At 51.8% G+C, this 20,144-nt stretch carries 14 protein-coding genes and 1 tRNA gene; 1 reads left to right on the top strand and 14 read right to left on the bottom strand.

What is annotated here, in order from left to right:
• Positions 1 to 132: 132 nt before the first annotated feature.
• The 10 genes from DI579_RS00785 to argS all read right to left on the bottom strand — a co-directional run bounded on the left by DI579_RS00785 (position 133) and on the right by argS (position 12,240).
• A complete protein-coding gene (locus tag DI579_RS00785) occupies positions 133 to 621 on the bottom strand; it encodes a hypothetical protein (RefSeq protein ID WP_290595482.1) in 489 nt (162 codons plus the stop codon).
• The gene (locus tag DI579_RS00780; protein WP_290595483.1) at positions 614 to 1,912 is read right to left on the bottom strand and encodes a glycosyltransferase family 4 protein; all 1,299 of its coding nucleotides are present in this window, start codon (positions 1,910 to 1,912) and stop codon (positions 614 to 616) included. The genes DI579_RS00785 and DI579_RS00780 overlap by 8 nt, the downstream gene beginning before the upstream one ends.
• Positions 1,913 to 1,984: 72 nt before the next feature.
• On the bottom strand, positions 1,985 to 2,644 hold the full coding sequence (locus DI579_RS00775; protein WP_290595484.1) for an L-threonylcarbamoyladenylate synthase: 660 nt from the start codon (positions 2,642 to 2,644) through the stop codon (positions 1,985 to 1,987).
• Complete coding sequence (gene prmC / locus DI579_RS00770; RefSeq protein WP_290595485.1) at positions 2,641 to 3,573, bottom strand: peptide chain release factor N(5)-glutamine methyltransferase; 933 nt, start codon at positions 3,571 to 3,573, stop codon at positions 2,641 to 2,643. The genes DI579_RS00775 and prmC overlap by 4 nt, the downstream gene beginning before the upstream one ends.
• 7 nt (positions 3,574 to 3,580) lie before the next feature.
• Positions 3,581 to 4,654, bottom strand: coding sequence for a peptide chain release factor 1 (prfA, locus tag DI579_RS00765; protein ID WP_290595486.1), 1,074 nt, complete (start codon positions 4,652 to 4,654; stop codon positions 3,581 to 3,583).
• 5 nt (positions 4,655 to 4,659) lie between these two features.
• Complete coding sequence (gene rho / locus DI579_RS00760) at positions 4,660 to 6,468, bottom strand: transcription termination factor Rho (protein WP_290595663.1); 1,809 nt, start codon at positions 6,466 to 6,468, stop codon at positions 4,660 to 4,662.
• A gap of 337 nt (positions 6,469 to 6,805) precedes the next feature.
• A complete protein-coding gene (gene thrB, locus DI579_RS00755) occupies positions 6,806 to 7,711 on the bottom strand; it encodes a homoserine kinase (RefSeq protein WP_303678623.1) in 906 nt (301 codons plus the stop codon).
• A gap of 88 nt (positions 7,712 to 7,799) precedes the next feature.
• Complete coding sequence (locus tag DI579_RS00750) at positions 7,800 to 9,167, bottom strand: homoserine dehydrogenase (RefSeq protein ID WP_290595487.1); 1,368 nt, start codon at positions 9,165 to 9,167, stop codon at positions 7,800 to 7,802.
• Complete coding sequence (gene lysA, locus DI579_RS00745; protein ID WP_303678622.1) at positions 9,164 to 10,525, bottom strand: diaminopimelate decarboxylase; 1,362 nt, start codon at positions 10,523 to 10,525, stop codon at positions 9,164 to 9,166. The genes DI579_RS00750 and lysA overlap by 4 nt, the downstream gene beginning before the upstream one ends.
• Before the next feature lie 50 nt (positions 10,526 to 10,575).
• Positions 10,576 to 12,240, bottom strand: a complete 1,665-nt coding sequence (gene argS / locus DI579_RS00740; RefSeq protein WP_290595488.1) for an arginine--tRNA ligase — start codon at positions 12,238 to 12,240, stop codon at positions 10,576 to 10,578.
• Positions 12,241 to 12,340: 100 nt separating this feature from the next.
• Between argS and DI579_RS00735 the strand changes: the two genes are divergently transcribed.
• Positions 12,341 to 12,416 (top strand) — tRNA-Arg (locus DI579_RS00735).
• A 15-nt stretch (positions 12,417 to 12,431) separates the two neighbouring features.
• Here the strand turns inward: DI579_RS00735 and DI579_RS00730 are convergent.
• From DI579_RS00730 to DI579_RS00715, 4 genes are read right to left on the bottom strand one after another with little or no spacing between them, the layout of a single operon-like run.
• On the bottom strand, positions 12,432 to 15,035 hold the full coding sequence (locus DI579_RS00730) for an AAA family ATPase (protein ID WP_303678549.1): 2,604 nt from the start codon (positions 15,033 to 15,035) through the stop codon (positions 12,432 to 12,434).
• Positions 15,035 to 16,201 carry a metallophosphoesterase gene (locus DI579_RS00725; RefSeq protein ID WP_290595490.1) on the bottom strand — a complete coding sequence of 389 codons (1,167 nt, stop codon included), beginning with the start codon at positions 16,199 to 16,201 and terminating at the stop codon, positions 15,035 to 15,037. Before DI579_RS00725 ends, DI579_RS00730 begins: the two co-directional genes overlap by 1 nt.
• Entirely contained in the window at positions 16,194 to 17,090 is an 897-nt protein-coding gene (locus DI579_RS00720; protein WP_290595491.1) for a hypothetical protein, read from the bottom strand. Before DI579_RS00720 ends, DI579_RS00725 begins: the two co-directional genes overlap by 8 nt.
• Complete coding sequence (locus tag DI579_RS00715) at positions 17,091 to 20,027, bottom strand: DEAD/DEAH box helicase (RefSeq protein WP_303678548.1); 2,937 nt, start codon at positions 20,025 to 20,027, stop codon at positions 17,091 to 17,093.
• Between the last annotated feature and the right edge of the window lie 117 nt (positions 20,028 to 20,144).

Here is a 20,144-nt window from a genome sequence, read left to right as displayed (position 1 = left end):
AGTTGATCAGTGGTCTCTCCCCTCATGGAATGTAACCGTATGTACATCTGCGGCAACAGTGAACATGACAAGACCCACTTTAACAGCCAGTGGAGAAAAAGGCCTATCCAGAATAGGAAGCTGTGTCAAGATTCACTCTGAGTGATTCTTGTCTTCTTTTTCCAATTGGGGTGTCACATACGTGACCTGGGTTTTCTTCACCCCAACAGTCTCAGCAGCAAGAACGACAATAAGAGCCGCCGTCATCACCCACACAAACGTAGGCCGATCATAGAACGTGAGATGCTTAATAGATGCCACAATCACCAAAACAATAATGATTTTCAGCAGCCAACTTCCCATAATGATCGCCATCGTGACGCGCGGTGAAAGGTCACGTGTCAAGAGCACCATGATGACGGTAATAAGCTCAAACACCCCAGCAATAAGGCCTCCTAAAAGAGCACCCCATATACCCGCTGTGCCAGCTGTACACCAGCCAACTATCACACCAATAAGAAGAACACCTGCTAGGCCAATAAGACCGTTACGCAGCGCATTGAGAAGAGGAAGCGGTTTTTCTTCACGATATGGTTGTAGTTTCTCCCGCGTTTCTGACGCATCAGAAGAAGTATCACTCATCGCTGGATTCCTCTCGTAACGAACTGCCATCCGTGCAATAATTCATCTGCTTCACACGCGGCGAACTAGTTGGCTGCCCTATGGTATCTCGTACCGCAGCTGTTCCCCCACCATGCGATCTTTTGACAGAACGATCACGACTGTTCCGCTGCTCTGACCAACGCTGCTGTACACGTGGAAGATATGTCAACACTGCCACAAGTAAAGCAAGCATAATAATGAGAGGAAGATACACCTGCCACGGTAACAAAAGAGGTGTAACGGCAGCAGTAGTCAACCACCCTGCCCATAGATAAATAATGAGTACAGAGCGACGTTGTGAATGCCCCACCCGCAATAAGCGATGGTGGAGATGCATTTTATCGGGAGTAAATGGGCTCACACCAGCACGAGTACGTCGTACTACCGCCATAATGAGATCCAACATTGGAATAAACATTGCTGCAATAACCACTAAAAGTGGTGATAACAACGCTAATGCATCGCCCACCCCATAGCCAGAAAGTGAGGTACGTCCCGATGCAGAAGTAGATGCTGCAGCTAAATTAAGACCAATAAGCATAGAGCCTGAGTCCCCCATAAAGAGACGTGCAGGCTGAAAATTATGGGGAAGAAAACCTAAACAAGCTCCCGCTAAAACTACCGAAATAATTGCAGGAGGATAAGCAGACACTGCACCTTCTTGCTCCGAGAGAAGATGCACGGATAACACCATAATGGCCACTGCTGCTATCGCCCCCACCCCAGCAGCAAGACCATCTAACCCGTCAACAAAATTAACCGCATTAATAATGGCGACAACCAGTAGAACCGTAAAGAATCCAGCCTGCCAAGGATCGAGCACAAGATTATTAATACCCCCAAAGGGAACATAGATCTGAGTCCACGAAAGACCCATGACAACCATAATGCTCGCAACAACAATCTGCCCTAATAGCTTAGTAACAGCATCCAGTCCCCACCGGTCATCCACGATGCCGAGAATAACGATGAGGCATGATCCCACCATTGCCGCTTTCAGATCGGGAACAAAAGTAAAGCCATTATGCAAAGCCGGCAAATTCGATGCAATGACATAGCCCGCAACAAGGCCAATGAAAATTCCTATTCCTCCCCACCGCGGTATAGGAATAACGTGCACGTCACGCCGTCGCGGAATGGCCATAGCGCCACCGCGAATAGCGATTTTACGAATAAGACCTGTAATAAGAAAAACAACAATTATGGAGGAAAGGAATACCAACCCCAATTCTCTCCACGGCACACCGAGGCCACCAGCAACACCAAACATAGATGCGCCAGCTAGAGTGTGTACACATGGAGCAGAAATAGTGATGTTTCCCCTTCTCTACCTATAGAAGTATTACGCCTTTTCCCTACGCAGTACCGCAGCAGGCGTTCCAATACTACGTGCTACATCTTCTGCAGTGATAGTACCTTCCCGAATAATACGTGGAGGTTCACATGTAACGTCCACAATAGTTGATGCCGTGCCGCTATCCGCAGGCCCACCATCCAGATAGATGGAAACACTCTCCCCCAACTGCTGCTCTGCCTGCGTGACATCAGTAGCTGGAGCATGCGCTGTAATATTTGCAGACGATACCCCCAATGGTCCCGTCAGCCGTAATAAATCTAGCGCCACCGCATTAAGAGGCATCCGCAACATTACCGAATGCGACGTCTCCCCTAAATTCCATTTCACTGTAGAAGACTGTGGAACGACCACACTTAAACCACCTGGCCAATACGCCTTCATAAGAGCAACAGCAGGTTCAGGCAAGTCTCCCGCCAATTCCTCCGCCGCAGCCCACGAACCGACAAGAACCGGCACCGGCATATCCGGACCACGATGTTTAGCCGCTAATAGTGCTGCCACAGCTGCCGGGTTAAAAGCATCACACGCAATGCCATAAACAGTATCGGTAGGCATCACTACCAGTTTCCCAGCTGCTAAAACGGCCGCAGCCTCCGTCAGCGCAGCCGTACGATTATGACCAGGCAGACAATTGTAGGTAGTCATACAGATATTCTTTCTGAAGAAAGGGGACTCTTCCAACGAGCAGTCATAAAACGTGGACGGCCAGCTAAATCTAGATGGTCTTTACAGTCACTATAGCCAGCTCTCTGCGCAAGCTGTGTGAGGGACTCTCCGGTGGCATCATCATGTTCCATACCGAGCACTGCACCAGGTGTAAGAAGCACCGGAAGGTGGTGAAGAATATGCCGACTCAAGACGAGCCCGCCTTCTCCCGAGAAAACGGCATCAGTTGGGTCAAACTCTCTCGTTTCCCTATCGACGGTGCTGTCCAAAGGAACATAGGGCGGATTACACACCACTACATCAATACTGTTCTCGGGGATTCCCCACCCACTATATGGGAGAGTCGCATCTCCCTGGATAAGGGAAATCTGCGGAGCCAATGCAGCAACATTACGACGTAAATACATAAAAGCCTGGTCAGAATACTCCACTGCCCATATATACGCAGTGGGAAATGCTCGTGCCATAGCAATAGCCAACACGCCCGATCCTGCACAAAGATCGAGAATATGCAGTGGTTGTGCGCTGGACATGGACATCTGTTGGTGTGCTGCTTTTATCGCCCAGTCTGCGAGGAGCTCAGTTTCTGGGCGGGGGATAAACACTCCCTCCCCCACGGCTACAGAAAAATCTAGGAAGGGAGCCTCCCCCAGGATATGCTGCACCGGTTCGCGGGACATGCGCCGCTGCACCCACCCTTCTAGAGTGTCTTTTTGTGCAGTAGTCAGTTGTGTATCACTACGTAGTATCAGTTGCGCAGGTGCACAGTGAAGAAGTGCTGCTACAAGCAAACGTGATTCGGCAGCCGGTGAATCGATGCCAGTACTCTCTAAACATGCGCAAACCCACCGCAGCACGGTCCGCACTGATAAATCAGTAGGGAATTCAGACTGAGGTGGGTTTGTCATTGGAGTATTACTCCGCTTCAAGACGAGCTTTCCGATCAGCTTCTACAAGAGCATCGATGAGGTCACCCATGTCTCCATCGAGAACCTGGTCAAGATTATGCGCTTTATACCCAATACGGTGGTCAGTAATACGATTTTCGGGGTAATTGTAGGTGCGAATACGCTCCGACCGGTCTACAGTGCGTACCTGATCGGTACGACCGGAGGCAGATTCCGCCGCAGCCTCTTCTTCCCGGATAGCTTGCAGACGCGCCTTTAACACCTGCATCGCGCGGATTTTATTCTGCAGCTGGGATCGCTCATTCTGGCACGTCACGATGAGCCCTGTAGGGAGATAGGTAATACGCACAGCGGAGTCAGTCGTGTTCACTCCCTGGCCACCTTTACCGGAGGAGCGGAAAACATCGACACGAATATCTTTATCGTCGATCTCGATTTCTTCCACTTCTTCCGGCTCAGGGAAAACGAACACGCCAACCGCAGAAGTATGGATACGGCCCTGCGATTCGGTGACGGGAACGCGCTGCACGCGGTGCACACCACCCTCAAATTTCATTTTGGACCAGACACCATCACGGCTCGGCTCACGAGACTTTACCGACATGGAGATATCTTTATAGCCACCCATGTCAGACTCTGTAGCGTCGAGGACTTCTACTCGCCATCCAAGTTTGTCGAAGTACTTGGTGTACATGCGGGCTAAGTCTGCAGCGAATAGGGCAGATTCTTCGCCGCCTTCACCAGATTTCACTTCGAGAACAATATCATCGGCATCATGTGGGTCACGCGGAGCAAGAAGATCTGTTAATTGTTCTTTCAGCTTCTCCACTACTGGTTCTAGACGTGCCACTTCTTCTTTGAAAGAGGAATCCTCCTTCGCCAATTCTTGTGCAGCATCTAGATCGTCCTGTGCTTGTTGCAGCTCGCGATAGCACTTCACAATAGGGCCTAGCTCTGCGAACCGCTTAGCAACACGACGCGCAGCGGTCTGGTTATTGTGAAGTTCTGGATCTGCAAGTTGCATTTCCAAACCGGCATATTCCGACAGAACATCATCGACTGCGGAAACTGCAGTAGCCACGGAACTTACTCCTCCTCATCGATATTGGGAGTCGTCTTTGCAATTTGCATGAGGAACTCACGATTGTTCTTCGTCTTCTTCAGCTGTTTAATAACCAGCTCAATGGCCGGAACCGGCTCGAGACCGGACAGCACGCGACGGAACTTATGAACAATCTGATATTCCTCTGTCCCCAGCAACAGCTCATCTTTACGCGTACCAGACGGGTTAATGTCGATAGCCGGGAAAATACGACGCTCAGCAATACGCCGATCGAGCTTCAATTCTGCGTTACCGGTACCCTTGAACTCCTCAAAGATGACGGTATCGCCGGCAGATCCGGTTTCCACCATGGCGGTTGCGATAATGGTAAGAGATCCACCGTTCTCAATATTGCGGGCGGCGCCGAGGAAACGCTTCGGCGGATACAGTGCAGTGGAATCGACACCACCGGAAAGAATACGGCCGGATGCCGGGGAGCTGTTGTTGTAGGCACGCCCCAGGCGAGTAATGGAGTCCAACAACACAACAACATCCATCCCCTGCTCTACCAGACGCTTTGCGCGCTCAATAGCAAGTTCGGACACAGTTGTGTGGTTAGACGGGGGGCAGTCAAATGTAGAGGCAATAACCTCACCCTTCACACTGCGCTGCATATCCGTCACTTCTTCGGGACGCTCATCAACAAGCACAACCATAAGGTGGCATTCCGGATAATTGGTAGTGATGGCATTGGCGATATTCTGCAGCACCGTCGTCTTACCGGCTTTAGGAGGCGACACGATAAGAGCACGCTGCCCTTTACCAATCGGCATAATGAGATCAATGAGACGAGTAGTAATGTTTTCCTTCGTCGTCTCCAAACGCAAACGCTGATTAGGATACAGCGGAGTAAGTTTGGCGAACTCAGGACGCTGCGCAGCCATTTCCGGACTTAATCCGTTAACTGAGTCAATGCGTACCAGGGGATTAAACTTTTGCCGGTTGTTATGGTTCTGACTACTACCCTCACGCGGCATACGAACTGCGCCAACAATAGCGTCACCACGTCGTAGTCCAGATTTCCGCACCATATTCATAGAGACGTAAACATCGTGGGGGCCAGCAGAATAGCCAGAAGTACGCACAAAAGCGTAGTTATCAAGAATATCGAGAATACCGGCAACAGGCTGTAGCACATCGCCTTCCCGAATCTCGGTATCCCGATCATCCCGACGATTACGGTTGCGGTTATTACGATCTCTCCGATTATTGCGATCCCGACGATTACGGTTGCGGCCGTTATTGTCTTGGTTGCCGTTGTTCCTGTCATTCGAACCGTCACGACCAGAACCATTAGAGTTTCCGCCACGATTATCAGAGCGGTTATCGGAACGATTGTCGGAGCGATTGTCGTTGCGGTTATTCCGATTACGGTACCGCTTCTGATAATTGTCTCCGCCGTTATTATCGGCGTAGTCGCGCTCAGAATAATGACGATCGTTATTGTCGTGCTTAGAAGTATCACGATCAGTATTGCTATGGGAAGAACGATTCTGCGCATCGTTCTTCTTATCTTGCTGCTTATCCTGCTGTGTATTCTTCTCTTCTACCACAGGTGCAGTTTTGTCAGTGCGCTTCGGAGAACGCTGAGTTTTCTCCCCTTGAGCCTGCTGACCGGAGTTTTTAAGCTGCGTCTGAATTGCCTCAATGAGGTCGCCTTTACGCATACCAGAAGTACGTTTAATACCAAGCTCGGTGGCCATTTTACGAAGCTCGGGAATGACCATCGAAGAAAGTCCTTCGCCTTTACCGCGGCGAGAGCGAGTGGGTTCTGCCGAAGCAGTATTATCCATAGTGTCCGTACTGGTCACGGATTTCCTTTCATCCCTATTGGTAAAAAAGAATAGGGGCTTTAATGGATGAGGAAAACGACATCAGTTTCCTCGTTATGATTCTCCCTCACAGCAGGCATTTCTAAGAAGAATGCGAAAACTGTTCAGAAACAGGGAATGCCCATCAGACTCCACACAGTAACAGTGCTTGTAACTGCCGATAACGTAATGCTAACCGACAATAACTGACAACAAGGCAATAGTTGGTAACAACTATGCTACACGCGCTAACTGGTGGTAGGCCTTTTAAGAATAACTGTAAAAACTGCAGCTAAGCAAGCTAGGCATAAGTTTATTGCTAATAAACCCGCTGAACACCTTCACAGATATCAAGATGCAAGACGCGCAGACCGTCATCTTCGGCATCGCTCTGGAGATCCTGGGGGAAATCCCCTGTATGCAAACACAACACAGTAGGACCGGCACCAGACACCATTGCCGCTAAACCACGGTCGCGTAAACACCGAATCCAACGCGTTGTAACAGGTAGTGCCGCTGCACGTTGCTGCTGGTGAAGTCTATCTTCGGAAGCGTCGAAAAGTAGGTCGGGGCGCTTTGTCATAGCGAGCATCATCATGGAGGCACGCGACACATTAAACACCGCATCTCGATGCGGCACTGTTGCAGGGAGCACCGCTCGCGTTTCCTCTGTTGACGACCGCGAATACGGCACCAGCGCGGTAGCGCGAATATCGGGATGGACATCAAGACGAACAGCGTGATACGACGTGTTCGCGAAACCTGGTTCATCCGCCCAGGACACCACCATGCCGCCTAGGACAGCTGCCGAGGAATTATCCGGATGACCTTCAAATTCGGAGGAAATTTGCACCATACGGGTGAGGTCAAAAGGACGATCACACAGTGCATCTGCAAGAGCTACGCCACCAACTGCAGCCGCCGCAGAGGATCCGAGACCACGCGACTCCGGCACCCGGTTGTGACAGACAAGGTGTAGCCCCGGAACATCGTAACCGTTGGCTTCCATAGCAGCTCGAAAAGCACGATATACCAAGTGTTTTTCATTGAGAGGAACTTCTCCGCTGCCCTCTCCCTCTACATCTATGACCAGGCCAGAATCAATAACCTCACAGGACACGTCATCCCACATACCCAGAGCAAGACCTAACGTATCAAAGCCAGGACCTAGGTTTGCGCTGGAGGCAGGTACACGGATAGCCGCTTTTGTCCCTACCGGAAGCATGCGTGCTTCAGCTACTCCATTTGCTCTGTCTGTCACGATGCGTCTCCTTTACCACAGATAATATGGCTTGCAGGAAAAGGACAGTAGCCTATTTTTCCTGGCCTTCCATACGAAGAACAGAAGTAACTCTCACAACGCTGTCAGACTCACCCAGAGCTTCTACGCATGCAGCAAGATTGGCTTCACTGGCAAGGTGCGTTACAACAGACAAGCTAGCAAATTTGCCGTCCGAGTTACCACCAACAGCAGTGTCAGCTTCACTCTCTCCCAGTTCATCCTGGTACACAGTGGCAATAGAAACATCGTTCTTGGCGAAGACATCTGTCACCTTGGACAAGGTGCCTTTTTCGTCAACAACATACATGTTGACGAGATAGCGCGTCTGCACATCCCCAAAATTGGCGATAGGAAGATTAGCGTATGTGTTATCTCCCGGGGCACGCCCACCGTGCACAACGTTGCGGGACGCAGCAACCAAATCGCCGAGTACTGCCGAAGCAGTAGGGGTTCCACCTGCACCAGGACCATAGAACATAATCTGTCCAGCAGACTCCGCTTCCATAAAGACAGCATTAAAAGCACCATTAACGGTAGCCAACTGGTGGGTAAGCGGTACCAGTGCCGGATACACACGCGCAGATACAGACTGTGAACCATCCTGGGAAGTGATGCGCTCGCACACTGCAAGCAATTTAATAGTGCAGTTCAAACGGTGCGCGGAACGAATATCCTGCTGTGTAATCTTGGTGATGCCCTCGCGATATACGTCCTTTGCCGTCACCCGAGAGTGGAAAGCAAGAGTAGACAAAATAGCTGCCTTAGATGCAGCATCAAAGCCCTCTACATCAGCAGTAGGATCAGCTTCGGCATAGCCTAAACGGCCGGCTTCAGCGAGTGTCTCGGCATAGTCCGCGCCGGTTGCATCCATCGCGGAGAGGATGTAGTTTGTAGTGCCGTTAACGATACCCATAATGCGCTGGATCTCATCCCCAGCCATAGACCGCTTCAAAGGCCCAATAATAGGAATTGCACCCGCTACTGCAGCCTCGAAATAAAGATCAACCTGGGACTCGTCCGCGGCAGCGGCCAACTCTGCAGAATGTGCAGCCACTAAAGCCTTATTGGCGGTAACAACTGATTTACCCTGTTTCAAAGCAGATAGGAGAAGCTGGCGTGACCCCTCGATACCGCCAATAACTTCCACAACGACGTCAACATCGGGGCGATCAATTAAAGCCTGTGCATCATCAGTGATAAGACTGGGATCAACTCCGCGATCACGTTGGGTATCGCGGACAGCAATACCACGAATAACAATGGGCGCCCCTACCCGGTGGGTGAAGGAATCACTGTTTTCAATAAGAAGACGAACTACCTCTGTTCCAACTGTTCCCATGCCGAGAATGGCAACACCAACCTCGGGCTGACGGAGTTCAGTATGAGCTTCGCGGGTCATGAAACCTCCAAACTAAGCAGATCGTCAAGCGTTTCTCGACGAAGAATAAGCCGGGACTTACCGTCACGCACTGCCACAACAGCGGGCCGTGGCAGCATATTATAGCGGCTGGCCATGGCGTAACAGTACGCTCCCGTAGCTGCTACACCTAGGATATCGCCGGGCTGAATATCAACAGGCTGCCACGTGTCACGAACAACAACATCACCACTTTCGCAATGTTTACCAACAACGCGGCATAAAGCCGGATCTGCCTGAGTTGTTCGATTGACCAATCGACAGTCGTACTCAGCATCATACAGGGCGGTACGGATATTGTCGCTCATACCACCATCAACAGCCACATAACGACGGATAACTCCAGAAGGCAGCACAATATCCTTCAACGTGCCAACCGTATACAACGTCACCATGGAAGGACCCACAATGGAACGCCCCGGCTCCACCATCAACTGCGGTGTGGGAATACCCGCTGCAGCAGCCTCCCGCTCAACAATGGCCCGCAAATCAGCCGCAATGTCGGCAATTGCCGGAGGATCATCAGATTCCAGGTAGGCAATGCCAAAACCGCCACCAAGGTCAACTATGGAGAAGCCTTCCGTAGCGTCCGGCCCATACTGCTCCACAATCTCAGCAAAAAAAGTGATAATGCGGTGAGCAGCCATTTCAAAGCCGTCAACATCGAAAATCTGGGAACCGATATGGCTATGCAAACCATTCAGGATGAGGTTATCTGCCTCAATAACACGTTGCACAGCTTCAGCAGCCTGGCCACTCGCCAGCGAAAAACCAAACTTCTGGTCCTCATGCGCCGTGGCAATGAAGTCATGCGTATGGGCTTCTACCCCACAAGTAACACGCACAAAAACGTTCTGGCGTTTACCCAGTTCACCAGCAACTTTATTAAGACGGTCAATCTCATACAGCGAGTCCACAACAATGTGCGCAACGCCTAAATCAACAGCCTGCCGAAGCTCCTCCACAGACTTATTGTTTCCATGCAGAGTCATGCGGTTAGCGGGAAAACCTGCCGCTAGAGCAACACCCATCTCATAGCTGGAGGCAACATCCATGCAGAGGCCAGCCTCGTTAATCCAGCGGGCGACCTCACCACACAAAAATGCTTTGGCCGCATAGTGAACATTCTGGGGGCCTCCAAAAGACTTCGCCATCGTAGCAACGCGACCACGGAAATCCTCTTCATCCAAGACGAAAAGCGGTGTCCCATATTCGGATACAAGGTCAGTGACAGCTACTCCACCAATCGTGACAACGCCATCCTCATTTCGAGAGGCCGTAGCGGGCCACACGATCTTCGGCAGATCATTCATGTTAGCGGGAGGCTTACGCACCCCCATCAGATCGGCTACTTCGTGAGTTTCGTGGCGGGATCCCGCGGGGTTGACAGTCACATGCGCTCCGGTGCGGTTACGCCAAGGAGCTGCAGACCATTCTCGAGAGTCTGGCGAGTTGCGGCACACAAGGCTAGGCGGGCTGAGTGAAGAGCAGCGTCTTCATCATGGTCAACAGTGTCAGCTTTGGGAAGAACCTGACAGGAGTCATAGAAACGGTGGTAGGACGCTGCAAGATTTTCCAAGTAGCGGGCGACGCGGTGCGGTTCCCGCAACTCAGCAGCACTTGCCACAACTGTGGGGAATTCACCCAGGGTACGAATGAGATCCCCTTCTCGCTCGTGTGTGAGCAAGGAAAGATCAGCGGTATCAACAGTGACACCCAGCTCCTCAGCCTTACGCTGTAAAGAGCAGAGGCGAGCATGCGCATATTGCACATAAAAAACCGGGTTGTCATTGGACTTGGATGCCCACAATTCCAGATCAATATCCAGGCTGGAATCCACGGAAGAACGAATCATTGAGTAACGGGCAGCATCCACCCCAACAGCCTCAACCAAATCGTCAAGGGTGATAACGGTGCCGGCACGCTTCGACATCTTGACGGCTTTACCGTCACGCACCAAGTTCACCATCTGGCCAATAAGCACCTCTACCCCATCCGGGTCATAGCCCAAGGCCTGCGCGGCAGCTTTGAGACGGGCAATATAACCATGATGGTCCGCACCCAACATGTAGATGCACAGGTCATGGCCACGATCGAACTTGTTTTTTACGTAGGCGATATCGCCAGCGATATAGGCAGCATTACCATCAGACTTGATGACAACACGATCCTTATCATCACCAAAATCAGTGGACCGCAACCACCAGGCACCATCTGCAAAGTAGAGCTTGTCAGAATCCTTGAGAATCTTAATCGCGGCATCAACAGAGCCATCCTCAAATAGGGAATTCTCATGGAAGTAGACATCAAAATCAGTGCCGAACTCGTGGAGAGTGCGCTTAATATGCGCAAACATCATCTCCACGCCCTGGCTTCTGAAAACTTCCTGACGCTCATCCGCGGGAAGATCACACACACCAGGGTTCTTTTCCACAATAGTGGCGGCAATGTCATCAATGTAGTCACCGGCGTAACCATCCGGTGGCGTCGGCAAATGCAGAGCAGAAAACACCAGAGAGTTAGAAAAACGATCAATCTGGTTACCGTGATCATTGAAGTAGTACTCGCGGGTAACCTGAGCCCCCTGTGCCTCCATAACACGCCCCAGAGCATCACCCACAGCCGCCCAGCGGGTACCACCCAAATGAATAGGGCCAGTGGGGTTCGCCGAAACAAATTCGAGATTAATACGTTTCCCGGCGAGACTATCGCCGCGGCCAAAGTCCTCCCCCGCAGCCACAATAGTGCGCACAAGTTCACCCTGCGCATCTGCAGCAAGGCGAATATTCACAAAGCCAGGACCCGCAACAGTAGCCTCCGCAATCGCATCCGCTTCCCCCAACACAGCGGCAAGCTCAGTAGCGAGCTGACGAGGATTAGTCCCCAACTTCTTCGCACTCTGAAGAGCAATAGTCGTGGCATAATCGCCATTTTCGGGATTACGCGGCCGCTCCACCGTCACCTCCGAAGGAAGCACAGTAGAGTCAAGACTTTGTTCTTTAACGACCTGCTGCAAGGCAGCAAGGACAACTTTTCCTAATTCTGCGGGCGTCACAATTGACCATTCTACGTGGTAAAGCCCCTAAAGTGGTACCCGTCCAGGTGGAGTGCTTTAGTAGTCAAGCGGACTGACTGGTACACTCTAAATTCGTTACGCCTCCGTAGCTCAGGGGATAGAGCATTGGTTTCCGGTACCAAAGGTCGCACGTTCGAATCGTGTCGGGGGCACCACCACAGCAAGTAAAGCTATTCCACCGTCGGATTGTTCCAGTCCAGATGTAATCCAGGGATTTCTGTAAACCGGCTACTGTCACAGGTGAAGATGATGAGCTGGCCGACTGATGTGGGGTCAGACTCGGCGAGAGCTGTTGCTGTCTCTATTGCCTTGGCCATATCTCCACGATGCTCAGGGTCTGAATAGCCCAGGATATCGTCCAAGATGACGGGAACACTTCCCTGGTTGACCAGCTGGTAGCAGGCTAGTCGAGAGAGCACAGCTAACTGTTCACGCGTACCAGTGGAAAGATCCTTATAGGCTATGGGGCTGCCGCCTGGCCGTGTAATCGCGCTTTCGATTCTGAGGTTATCGGCAACATTGACGGAGAAATCCTCACCCCACACGTGCTGGCCAAGTGCTGTTAATGCAGTGACATAAGGGGTTTGGTAGCGGGCGGCGGTACGTTGCCGGGCGTCCACAAGAGTGTCGCGGAGTAAGCGAGCCGCCTCAGCCTCTGCAGTGACACGCTTATTAGCACGCGATAGTTCTTCACACTGTCCTTCTTTATCCTCCAGGGCGGTGTGCAGTCCTAAGTCCAAATGTGAATCAAGGACGCCTTGCTGATGCTGATATTTGTTCTCAGCCTCGCGATACTTTTCCCGAAGGTTAGTTAATGCGCTGGTGGCATCACTTAATGCTGGTGTTGGGTCGCCCATGTCGGCATGCATAGCGTCAAAGTCGGAGATTTTCGCACGCTGTTTAGAAACAGTAACTTCCTGCTCGTGAAGTGCCGCAGTATGAGCTTTCATTGCTTCCTCATCTAGCGGGGCAAGTTCTTGTTCTTCCTCACGTGCACTGTTAAGAGTCTGGGTGAGAACTTCTCGCCGAGCACATGCGTTCTCATAATCCCGGGATGCAGCTTCCCACCGCTGCTTTGTTTCCGTGTAGCCACTACGTAGTTCTTCCAGATCATCTGCGGACAGGGTAGGTAATGTACCTGCTCGGGCCTGGTCGATAAGCTCCGTGGGGTATGTCGCAAATTCTTGTGTAAGAGTTTGTTCTTCCTCCGACAGACGTGATTCTGGATGCACTGCGTCAAACGTCTGTAGGTCTGTAGTGGCAGTGGTGTATGCCTCATCAGCTTTTTCCCATGCATCGGCTTGCGCAGCTGCACTCTGCCAGTCGCTAACGTGTAGTTCTGCAAGCGCAGCCTGGTAATCGTTTTCCTGCTGTTGCAACATGTCGTGCAAGTGTGCTGCTTCAGCTGCCGGTTCCACTGCAATAGTGACATGCCCAGGGACTTCAATAGTGAGCGGCTGCCCCAAGTCGGCGCGTAAAGATTCGTGGAGTTCCCCGCCATTACAGAGGATGTGGCTATCCTCCGTCTGTGGTGTGATGGTGATTGTTCCAGCTGTTGCGTTGAGTGCTTGGCGAAGACTTTCCGTTTCCGTGTGGAGTTTCTCTGCCTGCTGATACACCGCAGGATTATGGGCAAAGGACGCACGTTTTTCAGCAGCATCGTCTACTGCTTCACGAAGTTTTTTCGCCTGTTCTTGTATGTCGTGGAGAGCATATTCACGCTTCACAAGATCTACTAGATGAGTAGCGCTCGTCATCTCTTCAAGTGCTGTTGCTAACTGCGCACACTTCTTTTCTAGTTCCGTTACTTCGCTGCCATCTGCAGATGGCAAGTCCGCTAACTCTTTTTCCGCATTTTTTATGCGTTTTTGGACATTCTCATGCTGGTTAAGAAGATTACTATCGGCTTCTACAACAGCCTGTGCAGCAGCTAGCGTCGCTTCATTTGCCGTCAATTGAGTGCGTAACTTATCTTTCTGCTGTCGCTGATGGGCATAGTTTTTCGCCTGCTGCTGTAGTTCTTTTTCGTCCGCTTCTACCTGGTGAATCTGGTCGGCTAAAGTATCGCGCTGCGTCGCAAGCTCCGTGACATTCTGCGCTATGTCGTGTGTTTCCTTTATCTGGTCTTTAAGATCAGCAATCTCCTGTGTAAGTTTTTCTTCTTCCTGAATACTGTGATTGCGTTCCTTGTTGGGACGTCCAGTTTTTGTGAAATAGCGATCACATTCAGCCTGGGCCGCATCCAAAATATGGTCCCCCGACATGGCACCATCATTCTGCTCACTGGCGGCAGCATCCAATGCTTCTTGGAGAGCTGACTGCCCGTCGGTAAGTTCAAAACTCGCTAAGTCTTTCCCCTGTAGAAAGCTCAGGGCAGAAAACAGGGCCATATCTTCATGCTCTGCCAGCAGTTCTTGCACATAGTTGTGTGCGGGATCTCCCCACAAAGCCTCTTTACTACCATCCGCGAAGACAAGCGTTGTCCCTGCTTGACGTCCCCGCCCAAATTCTTTCCGCAGGGTAAAACGTTCCCCCCCGATAGTGACATCTAGCTCCACAATGGCAGGACGGTCCACCCCACTGCGCCGAATCGCTTTAACAGCTTCTTTACGGGAAGTCGCTTTCTCTGTGAGAACGAGGTTAATAGCTTCAATAACACTGGATTTACCTGACTGGTTGGGGCCTGCAATGACGGTGATACCGTGGTCGTGAAAATCAATCTTTTGTTGTGCAATTCCACGGTAATCCTGCACTGTAATGGAGTGAAGGCGCATTAGTGGTATCCTCCCTGTGCTGCTAGCCGATACAACAACATAAGCGCATTTTGAGCAGTTTCATCGCCGGCTTCCGCTTGTTGTGCAAGCTCATCTGCCGCTTCTGCCACATAACCGGCAAGATTTTTACGCACCTCATCGGTGGCGGGAAGTACGTGTGTAGAACTATTTCTCTCCCATACATGGAACCCGGCCAGCATACTTTCCCAGCGGTCTTCTTCTTCAGCGAGATACGCTGCGTCATCGAGGGGAAGAGTGGCGTTACACGCCAACCGAATGACGGTACGGCGTTTATTAGGAAGCGTATCGAAATAGTGTGCTAGCTCAGTGATATCGGCAACGCTATTGATATCCTTCTGCACAGTATGAAACGTCCATTTCCCGCAATCGAGTGGGGTTACTGTGCAGTCATCTGCTGCGAGTTCAACAAGGAGACAGTGCCCTGAATCCTTCTCCACATCATCAAAATCTGTCATTTCGGGGCTTCCTGAATACCAGATTCTTCCGCTCTTCCCCACCGTGGCTGTAGAATGTCGATCCCCTAACGCGATGTAATCACAGTCGTACTGCGATAGTGCGTTTTCCAGCTTCTCAAGGGGAATAACGTCACCACCGATCGCATCATCCAACTGCGGGGCGAAAGTATCCACACTTCCATGCACGATACCTACCCGGTAAGTATCGGAATCTTTAGGATGATTTTCTATACTCTGCAGTGCTGTGAAAAAAGGGTTTTCCGTGGGGTAGCGATTCGTATAAGGCCCAACAATGAGCTCTAGCTGGGAAATTTCTGGCAATACCAACACGGTAGGTTCGGTGGGAACTATGACGTTATCTGGGCAGTGGGTACGAAACGCTGGTGCGCAATAGACACTTTCACGCTGATACGAGTCATGGTTACCTGGCTGCAGAACAACAGGACACGGTAAGTCTCCCAACATTTCTAGCAGGGACACTATGGTATTGCTATCTAGCTGAGTGCCATCAAAAATATCCCCCGCTACTACTACTGCCGCAACATCATAGTTGACAGCATGCTCGCAGAGACGTTCCACTGCGCTTAATCGAGCATCCCGAAAAACAGCTTGTTTTGATTCGGGGAGATGACGGCGCGTCATCCCAATATGCCAGTCACTGCTGTGTAGAAGACGCAGGCTGTCAGTCATGTGTAGTCTCCTCAGTGTCGATGTCACCAGTGAGGAAGTCCCAGGCATCGTGTAGATCGGATTCCATCGTGAGTTTATCAACGGGGTCATTAGTGTAGGCGGTGGCAGCAGCCATCCTCTGCACTGGATCGAGGTCTTTATAGGCTGGATCTGGTAGTGGGTGCGGCACCTCGGGAAGTTCACCAGATAACGACCAATAACGGTAACTATCAATCGCTATGGGTGTATCCGTCTTCGACTCGTCTGCATCTGCATGCGCTGGCCGAGTGATACGCTGCGCCTGCTCCCCACGCGGAATAGTGACGGTAGTACCAGTGGTGTTAGTTTCTGCTTCCACTGGATCTGTTGAGACAAGAATATCCCCCAGCGAGATTCCACGAAGCTGCAGGTACCATTCACTATCCCGGTCCATTCGCTCCACAAGGAGGTATCCCAGTGCAAGTGTGTGGGAACACCGTTGGTCAATAGCTGGGCAAGTACATGCGCAATGCAGATCCGCGCCACCCAGCGGTAAAAGATCTTCCAGAAATGCGGGCAGTGTTCCCGCAATAATCTCTTCCGCAGAGCCGGGATGCTGTGCGATAGCAGTACGCACTGCAGCAATGGTCGCAGCACTAACTGGGGCACAGGTAATAGTTGGGGAAAAAGGCGAAAGTTGGCTTCCTTGTACCTCCCCCGCCACAGTGGTTCCATAATGTTCCATAGCGAGGACAGCACCATTGCGCGCCAATGCTTTAGCCCGCGTCACATGGGGGTGGCGGATAGCAGAATTCCGGTAGTTGTGGTAGTCCTGCCTCCGATAGGGTTCTTCTAATGCTTGTTCTACCTGCTTTCCCCACCAGGTACGCCCAAAATGTCCGGTTCTTTTCTGTGCGACAAGACCCCTCATTTACGTCACCTCCAGACGGAAGAGTTCCTGTAGCTGCTCGTCGTCGAGTTCTGTGAGCCAGGTTTCGCCAGTACTCACCACAAGATCCGACATGGTGGATTTATGGGAAATAATGTCGTCAATACGCTCCTCAATAGTGCCGTCGCAGACAAGTTTTCGTACCTGCACATCCTTAGTTTGACCAATGCGATAGGCACGGTCAGTGGCCTGATTCTCAACGGCTGGATTCCACCACCGGTCATAGTGAATGACGTGGTTTGCCGCAGTAAGAGTGAGCCCCGTTCCCCCAGCTTTCAGTGAAAGCACCATAATAGGGGGCCCATCTGGAGACTGGAAACTATCCACCATAGCGTCGCGTTCTTCGCGTCGGAGTGAACCATGTAAGAAAGGAGCAGGAACACCAAAACGCTTCCTCACATAGTCCGACAGATATTCACCAAACTCTTTGTACTGGGTGAAAATGAGAGCCTTCTCCCCTTCCGCCAGAATTGTTGAGAGGAGTTCTTCCAGCAATGCGAGTTTTCCAGAACGGTGTTGTCCGTGGCGGAGAACCGCAGAACCATCACCGAAATAGTGGGCGGGATGGTTACAAACTTGCTTTAGCTTTGTTAGCGCCGCCAGGACCGCCCCTTTACGCTGCAGTCCCTTTGCCTGCTGGATTTTTTCCATCATGTCGTCAACGACAGCTTGGTAAAGGCCAGCCTGTTCAGCTGTGAGAGTGGCCCGCATAACGATTTCTGTCTTCTCCGGTAGATCACTGATAACTGCCGGATCACTCTTAAGGCGACGCAGGAGGAAAGGAGATGTCAGAGAACGTAATTGCGCTGCCATAGTGTCGTCATGGTCGCGTTCAATCGGTAATGCGTAATGATGGCGGAAACCATGCTGCGTCCCCAAATATCCTGGGTTCACCAGATCCATAATGGCCCGGAATTCCTCTAAATTGTTCTCCATGGGAGTACCAGTAAGGGCAAGACGATGAGTTGCTGACAAAGCACGGGCAGCGCGTGATTGTTGTGTCGCAACATTTTTCAAATGCTGCGCCTCATCGTACACAATTCTCCACCACGTTATTTTTTCCAGCTCCGCACGATCTCGATGGAGAAGGTTATACGTCGTAATAATGACATCATGCTGCGCCACTAAAGTACGGAATTCTTCCCCAGCCTGTCGATCGGCACCATGGTGAATAGCGACGGAAAGTTGTGGAGCAAATTTTTGTGCTTCGTGATACCAGTTAGCGGCAAGAGACATGGGGCAGACAACAAGTACTGCAGATTCTGCGGGGACCACCCCACATGCTTTGTCATAGGCCATAACAGTGAGTACTTGAAGGGTTTTCCCCAAACCCATGTCATCAGCCAAAATTCCACCCTGGCCAAGCATGTCAAGGCTTGCTATCCAATCCACGCCACGTTGTTGATAGGGACGCAGTTGTGCATTGACAAGGCCGTCAGTTGTGACGTGAACGGGCTGCGCACAGTGGGCCATAAGATCATCGATCATCTGCGATCCAGCTACCCCCGCTACCGGCACGGGGGCTTCACTGCTGACAAGCTCATGCAGAATATCGCCAGCGGCCCCCTGCTGCGTCGATTCGAGATCTGCCTGCCGCAACGCTTTTTTACGCCGTTTTCCACTCTTAGCCGCAATAAACTCGGCAGCCCGGCGCAACAGTAGCGGGTCTGCTTGTACCCAGCCGTCACGTAAATGGACTAACCCGGATTGTTCTTGCACAATGTCAAAAAGTTCCGCGGGGCTGAGAACTGTTTCCCCTAATGCCACTTGCCATTGGTAGTCCATGATGGCGTCTAGGCCAACTTTGGCGCCGCTGACGGCGGAGCGGGCGGCTTGTTCATCCTCGCCGGGAGTGACGTGTAGCCGGACAGATACGGGAGCGGAGACCCAGGCGCGTGGCAGCATGACGACAACACCTTGTGCGCGGACTAGGTCTACTCCGCGGGTGACGAAGTCTGTGACTTGTGTGGTGGTGAGGAGGCGGTCTTCCCCGTAGCCGGAGGGGATACTGTCTAGTAGTGCCGGGTAGGCGTCTGTTGCCCGCCCCCACAGACGGGTTGCTGTGGTGTAGGAGGCCGCATCGATTGCACTGGGAATGAGGGGTTCTGGGGCGCCGCCGAGAACTCGCACGGACACTTCTAACCCCCACCAGTCGGGGGTATCAGGCAGAGGTTCGTGGATACGCAGTACTAATTCTGTGTCATTGTCTGCGGCTCCGTTCTGCCATTCTCGTAGTCTTTCGGAAAATCCTATGTTTCCTTCAAGAAAGGGTTCTCCGGTGATGAGTGCTTCTACGAAAGGGTGGCGTGGACGGTGCGGCATAGTGCGGAGCTTGTGCCGGCAGGTTTCTGCCGTCATGGCCTCTACGAAACTTTCTACGGCAGCAAACCCGCCATTGTGGGCGAGTTCTGGTGGCATAGCGTGGAGAAGTTCTGTTAACCATACGCGTTGTGCTCCCCCGCCGAGCAGCTGCCATTGGGCGTACCAGGTGGGGCCTTTTCTCCATAGTCGGGGGACGACTCGGCCGGCCCGCACCCACTGGTTCACGCCTGCTACTGCGTGGGCAAGAAAACGCAGGTCGTCTCCTAAACCAGGAATGGGGTCTGGCTCCTCATTACAGGCGGTCTCATTGCAGGCGGTGAGGAAGTTGAGGGCTGCTCCTGCACTAATCACAAGGCAGGGAACAGTCTGGGAGCGGGGGTGTCCGTCACTATCCACTGTGGTGAAAGGAAGACTATGGCGGAAAACTGGCACTCTGCTGATGAGTGTCGTGATGAGTGCGGGGAATGCTGCGTCCGGTAAATCCTCTACTCGGCCTACTACCTCTCCCCCTGCAACATCACGAATCCACAGCATTAAGCCGCGGTCGGGTATCCACCGACCGCGTAGCTCGTAGGATGATGCTGCGGGTTGAGTCATGCTTCTATCCAACCAGTCCCCTGTAACATTTTCTGCTGCGCCATGGCCTATTAGCGACAATACGCGCCGAGGGCATAAAGTAGCTCCCCCACGAAGAACGTACATGTGCTTAACTAC

Origin of the sequence: Lawsonella clevelandensis (genome assembly GCF_003241315.1) — a bacterium.
Lineage (GTDB): Bacteria > Actinomycetota > Actinomycetes > Mycobacteriales > Mycobacteriaceae > Lawsonella > Lawsonella clevelandensis_A.
This window is presented reverse-complemented; position numbering and strand designations above follow the sequence as displayed.

Excerpts from the sequence above, each read along its gene's own strand:
- DI579_RS00725 (WP_290595490.1), bottom strand. The coding sequence starts at position 16,201 with ATGACTGACAGCCTGCGTCTTCTACACAGCAGTGACTGGCATATTGGG.
- DI579_RS00730 (WP_303678549.1), bottom strand. The coding sequence starts at position 15,035 with ATGCGCCTTCACTCCATTACAGTGCAGGATTACCGTGGAATTGCACAA.
- prmC (WP_290595485.1), bottom strand. The coding sequence starts at position 3,573 with ATGACAAACCCACCTCAGTCTGAATTCCCTACTGATTTATCAGTGCGG.
- DI579_RS00775 (WP_290595484.1), bottom strand. The coding sequence starts at position 2,644 with ATGACTACCTACAATTGTCTGCCTGGTCATAATCGTACGGCTGCGCTG.
- DI579_RS00785 (WP_290595482.1), bottom strand. The coding sequence starts at position 621 with ATGAGTGATACTTCTTCTGATGCGTCAGAAACGCGGGAGAAACTACAA.
- DI579_RS00720 (WP_290595491.1), bottom strand. The coding sequence starts at position 17,090 with ATGAGGGGTCTTGTCGCACAGAAAAGAACCGGACATTTTGGGCGTACC.
- rho (WP_290595663.1), bottom strand. The coding sequence starts at position 6,468 with ATGGATAATACTGCTTCGGCAGAACCCACTCGCTCTCGCCGCGGTAAA.
- DI579_RS00715 (WP_303678548.1), bottom strand. The coding sequence starts at position 20,027 with ATGACTCAACCCGCAGCATCATCCTACGAGCTACGCGGTCGGTGGATA.
- DI579_RS00750 (WP_290595487.1), bottom strand. The coding sequence starts at position 9,167 with ATGACCCGCGAAGCTCATACTGAACTCCGTCAGCCCGAGGTTGGTGTT.
- thrB (WP_303678623.1), bottom strand. The coding sequence starts at position 7,711 with ATGCTTCCGGTAGGGACAAAAGCGGCTATCCGTGTACCTGCCTCCAGC.
- DI579_RS00780 (WP_290595483.1), bottom strand. The coding sequence starts at position 1,912 with ATGTTTGGTGTTGCTGGTGGCCTCGGTGTGCCGTGGAGAGAATTGGGG.
- lysA (WP_303678622.1), bottom strand. The coding sequence starts at position 10,525 with ATGGGGGTGCGTAAGCCTCCCGCTAACATGAATGATCTGCCGAAGATC.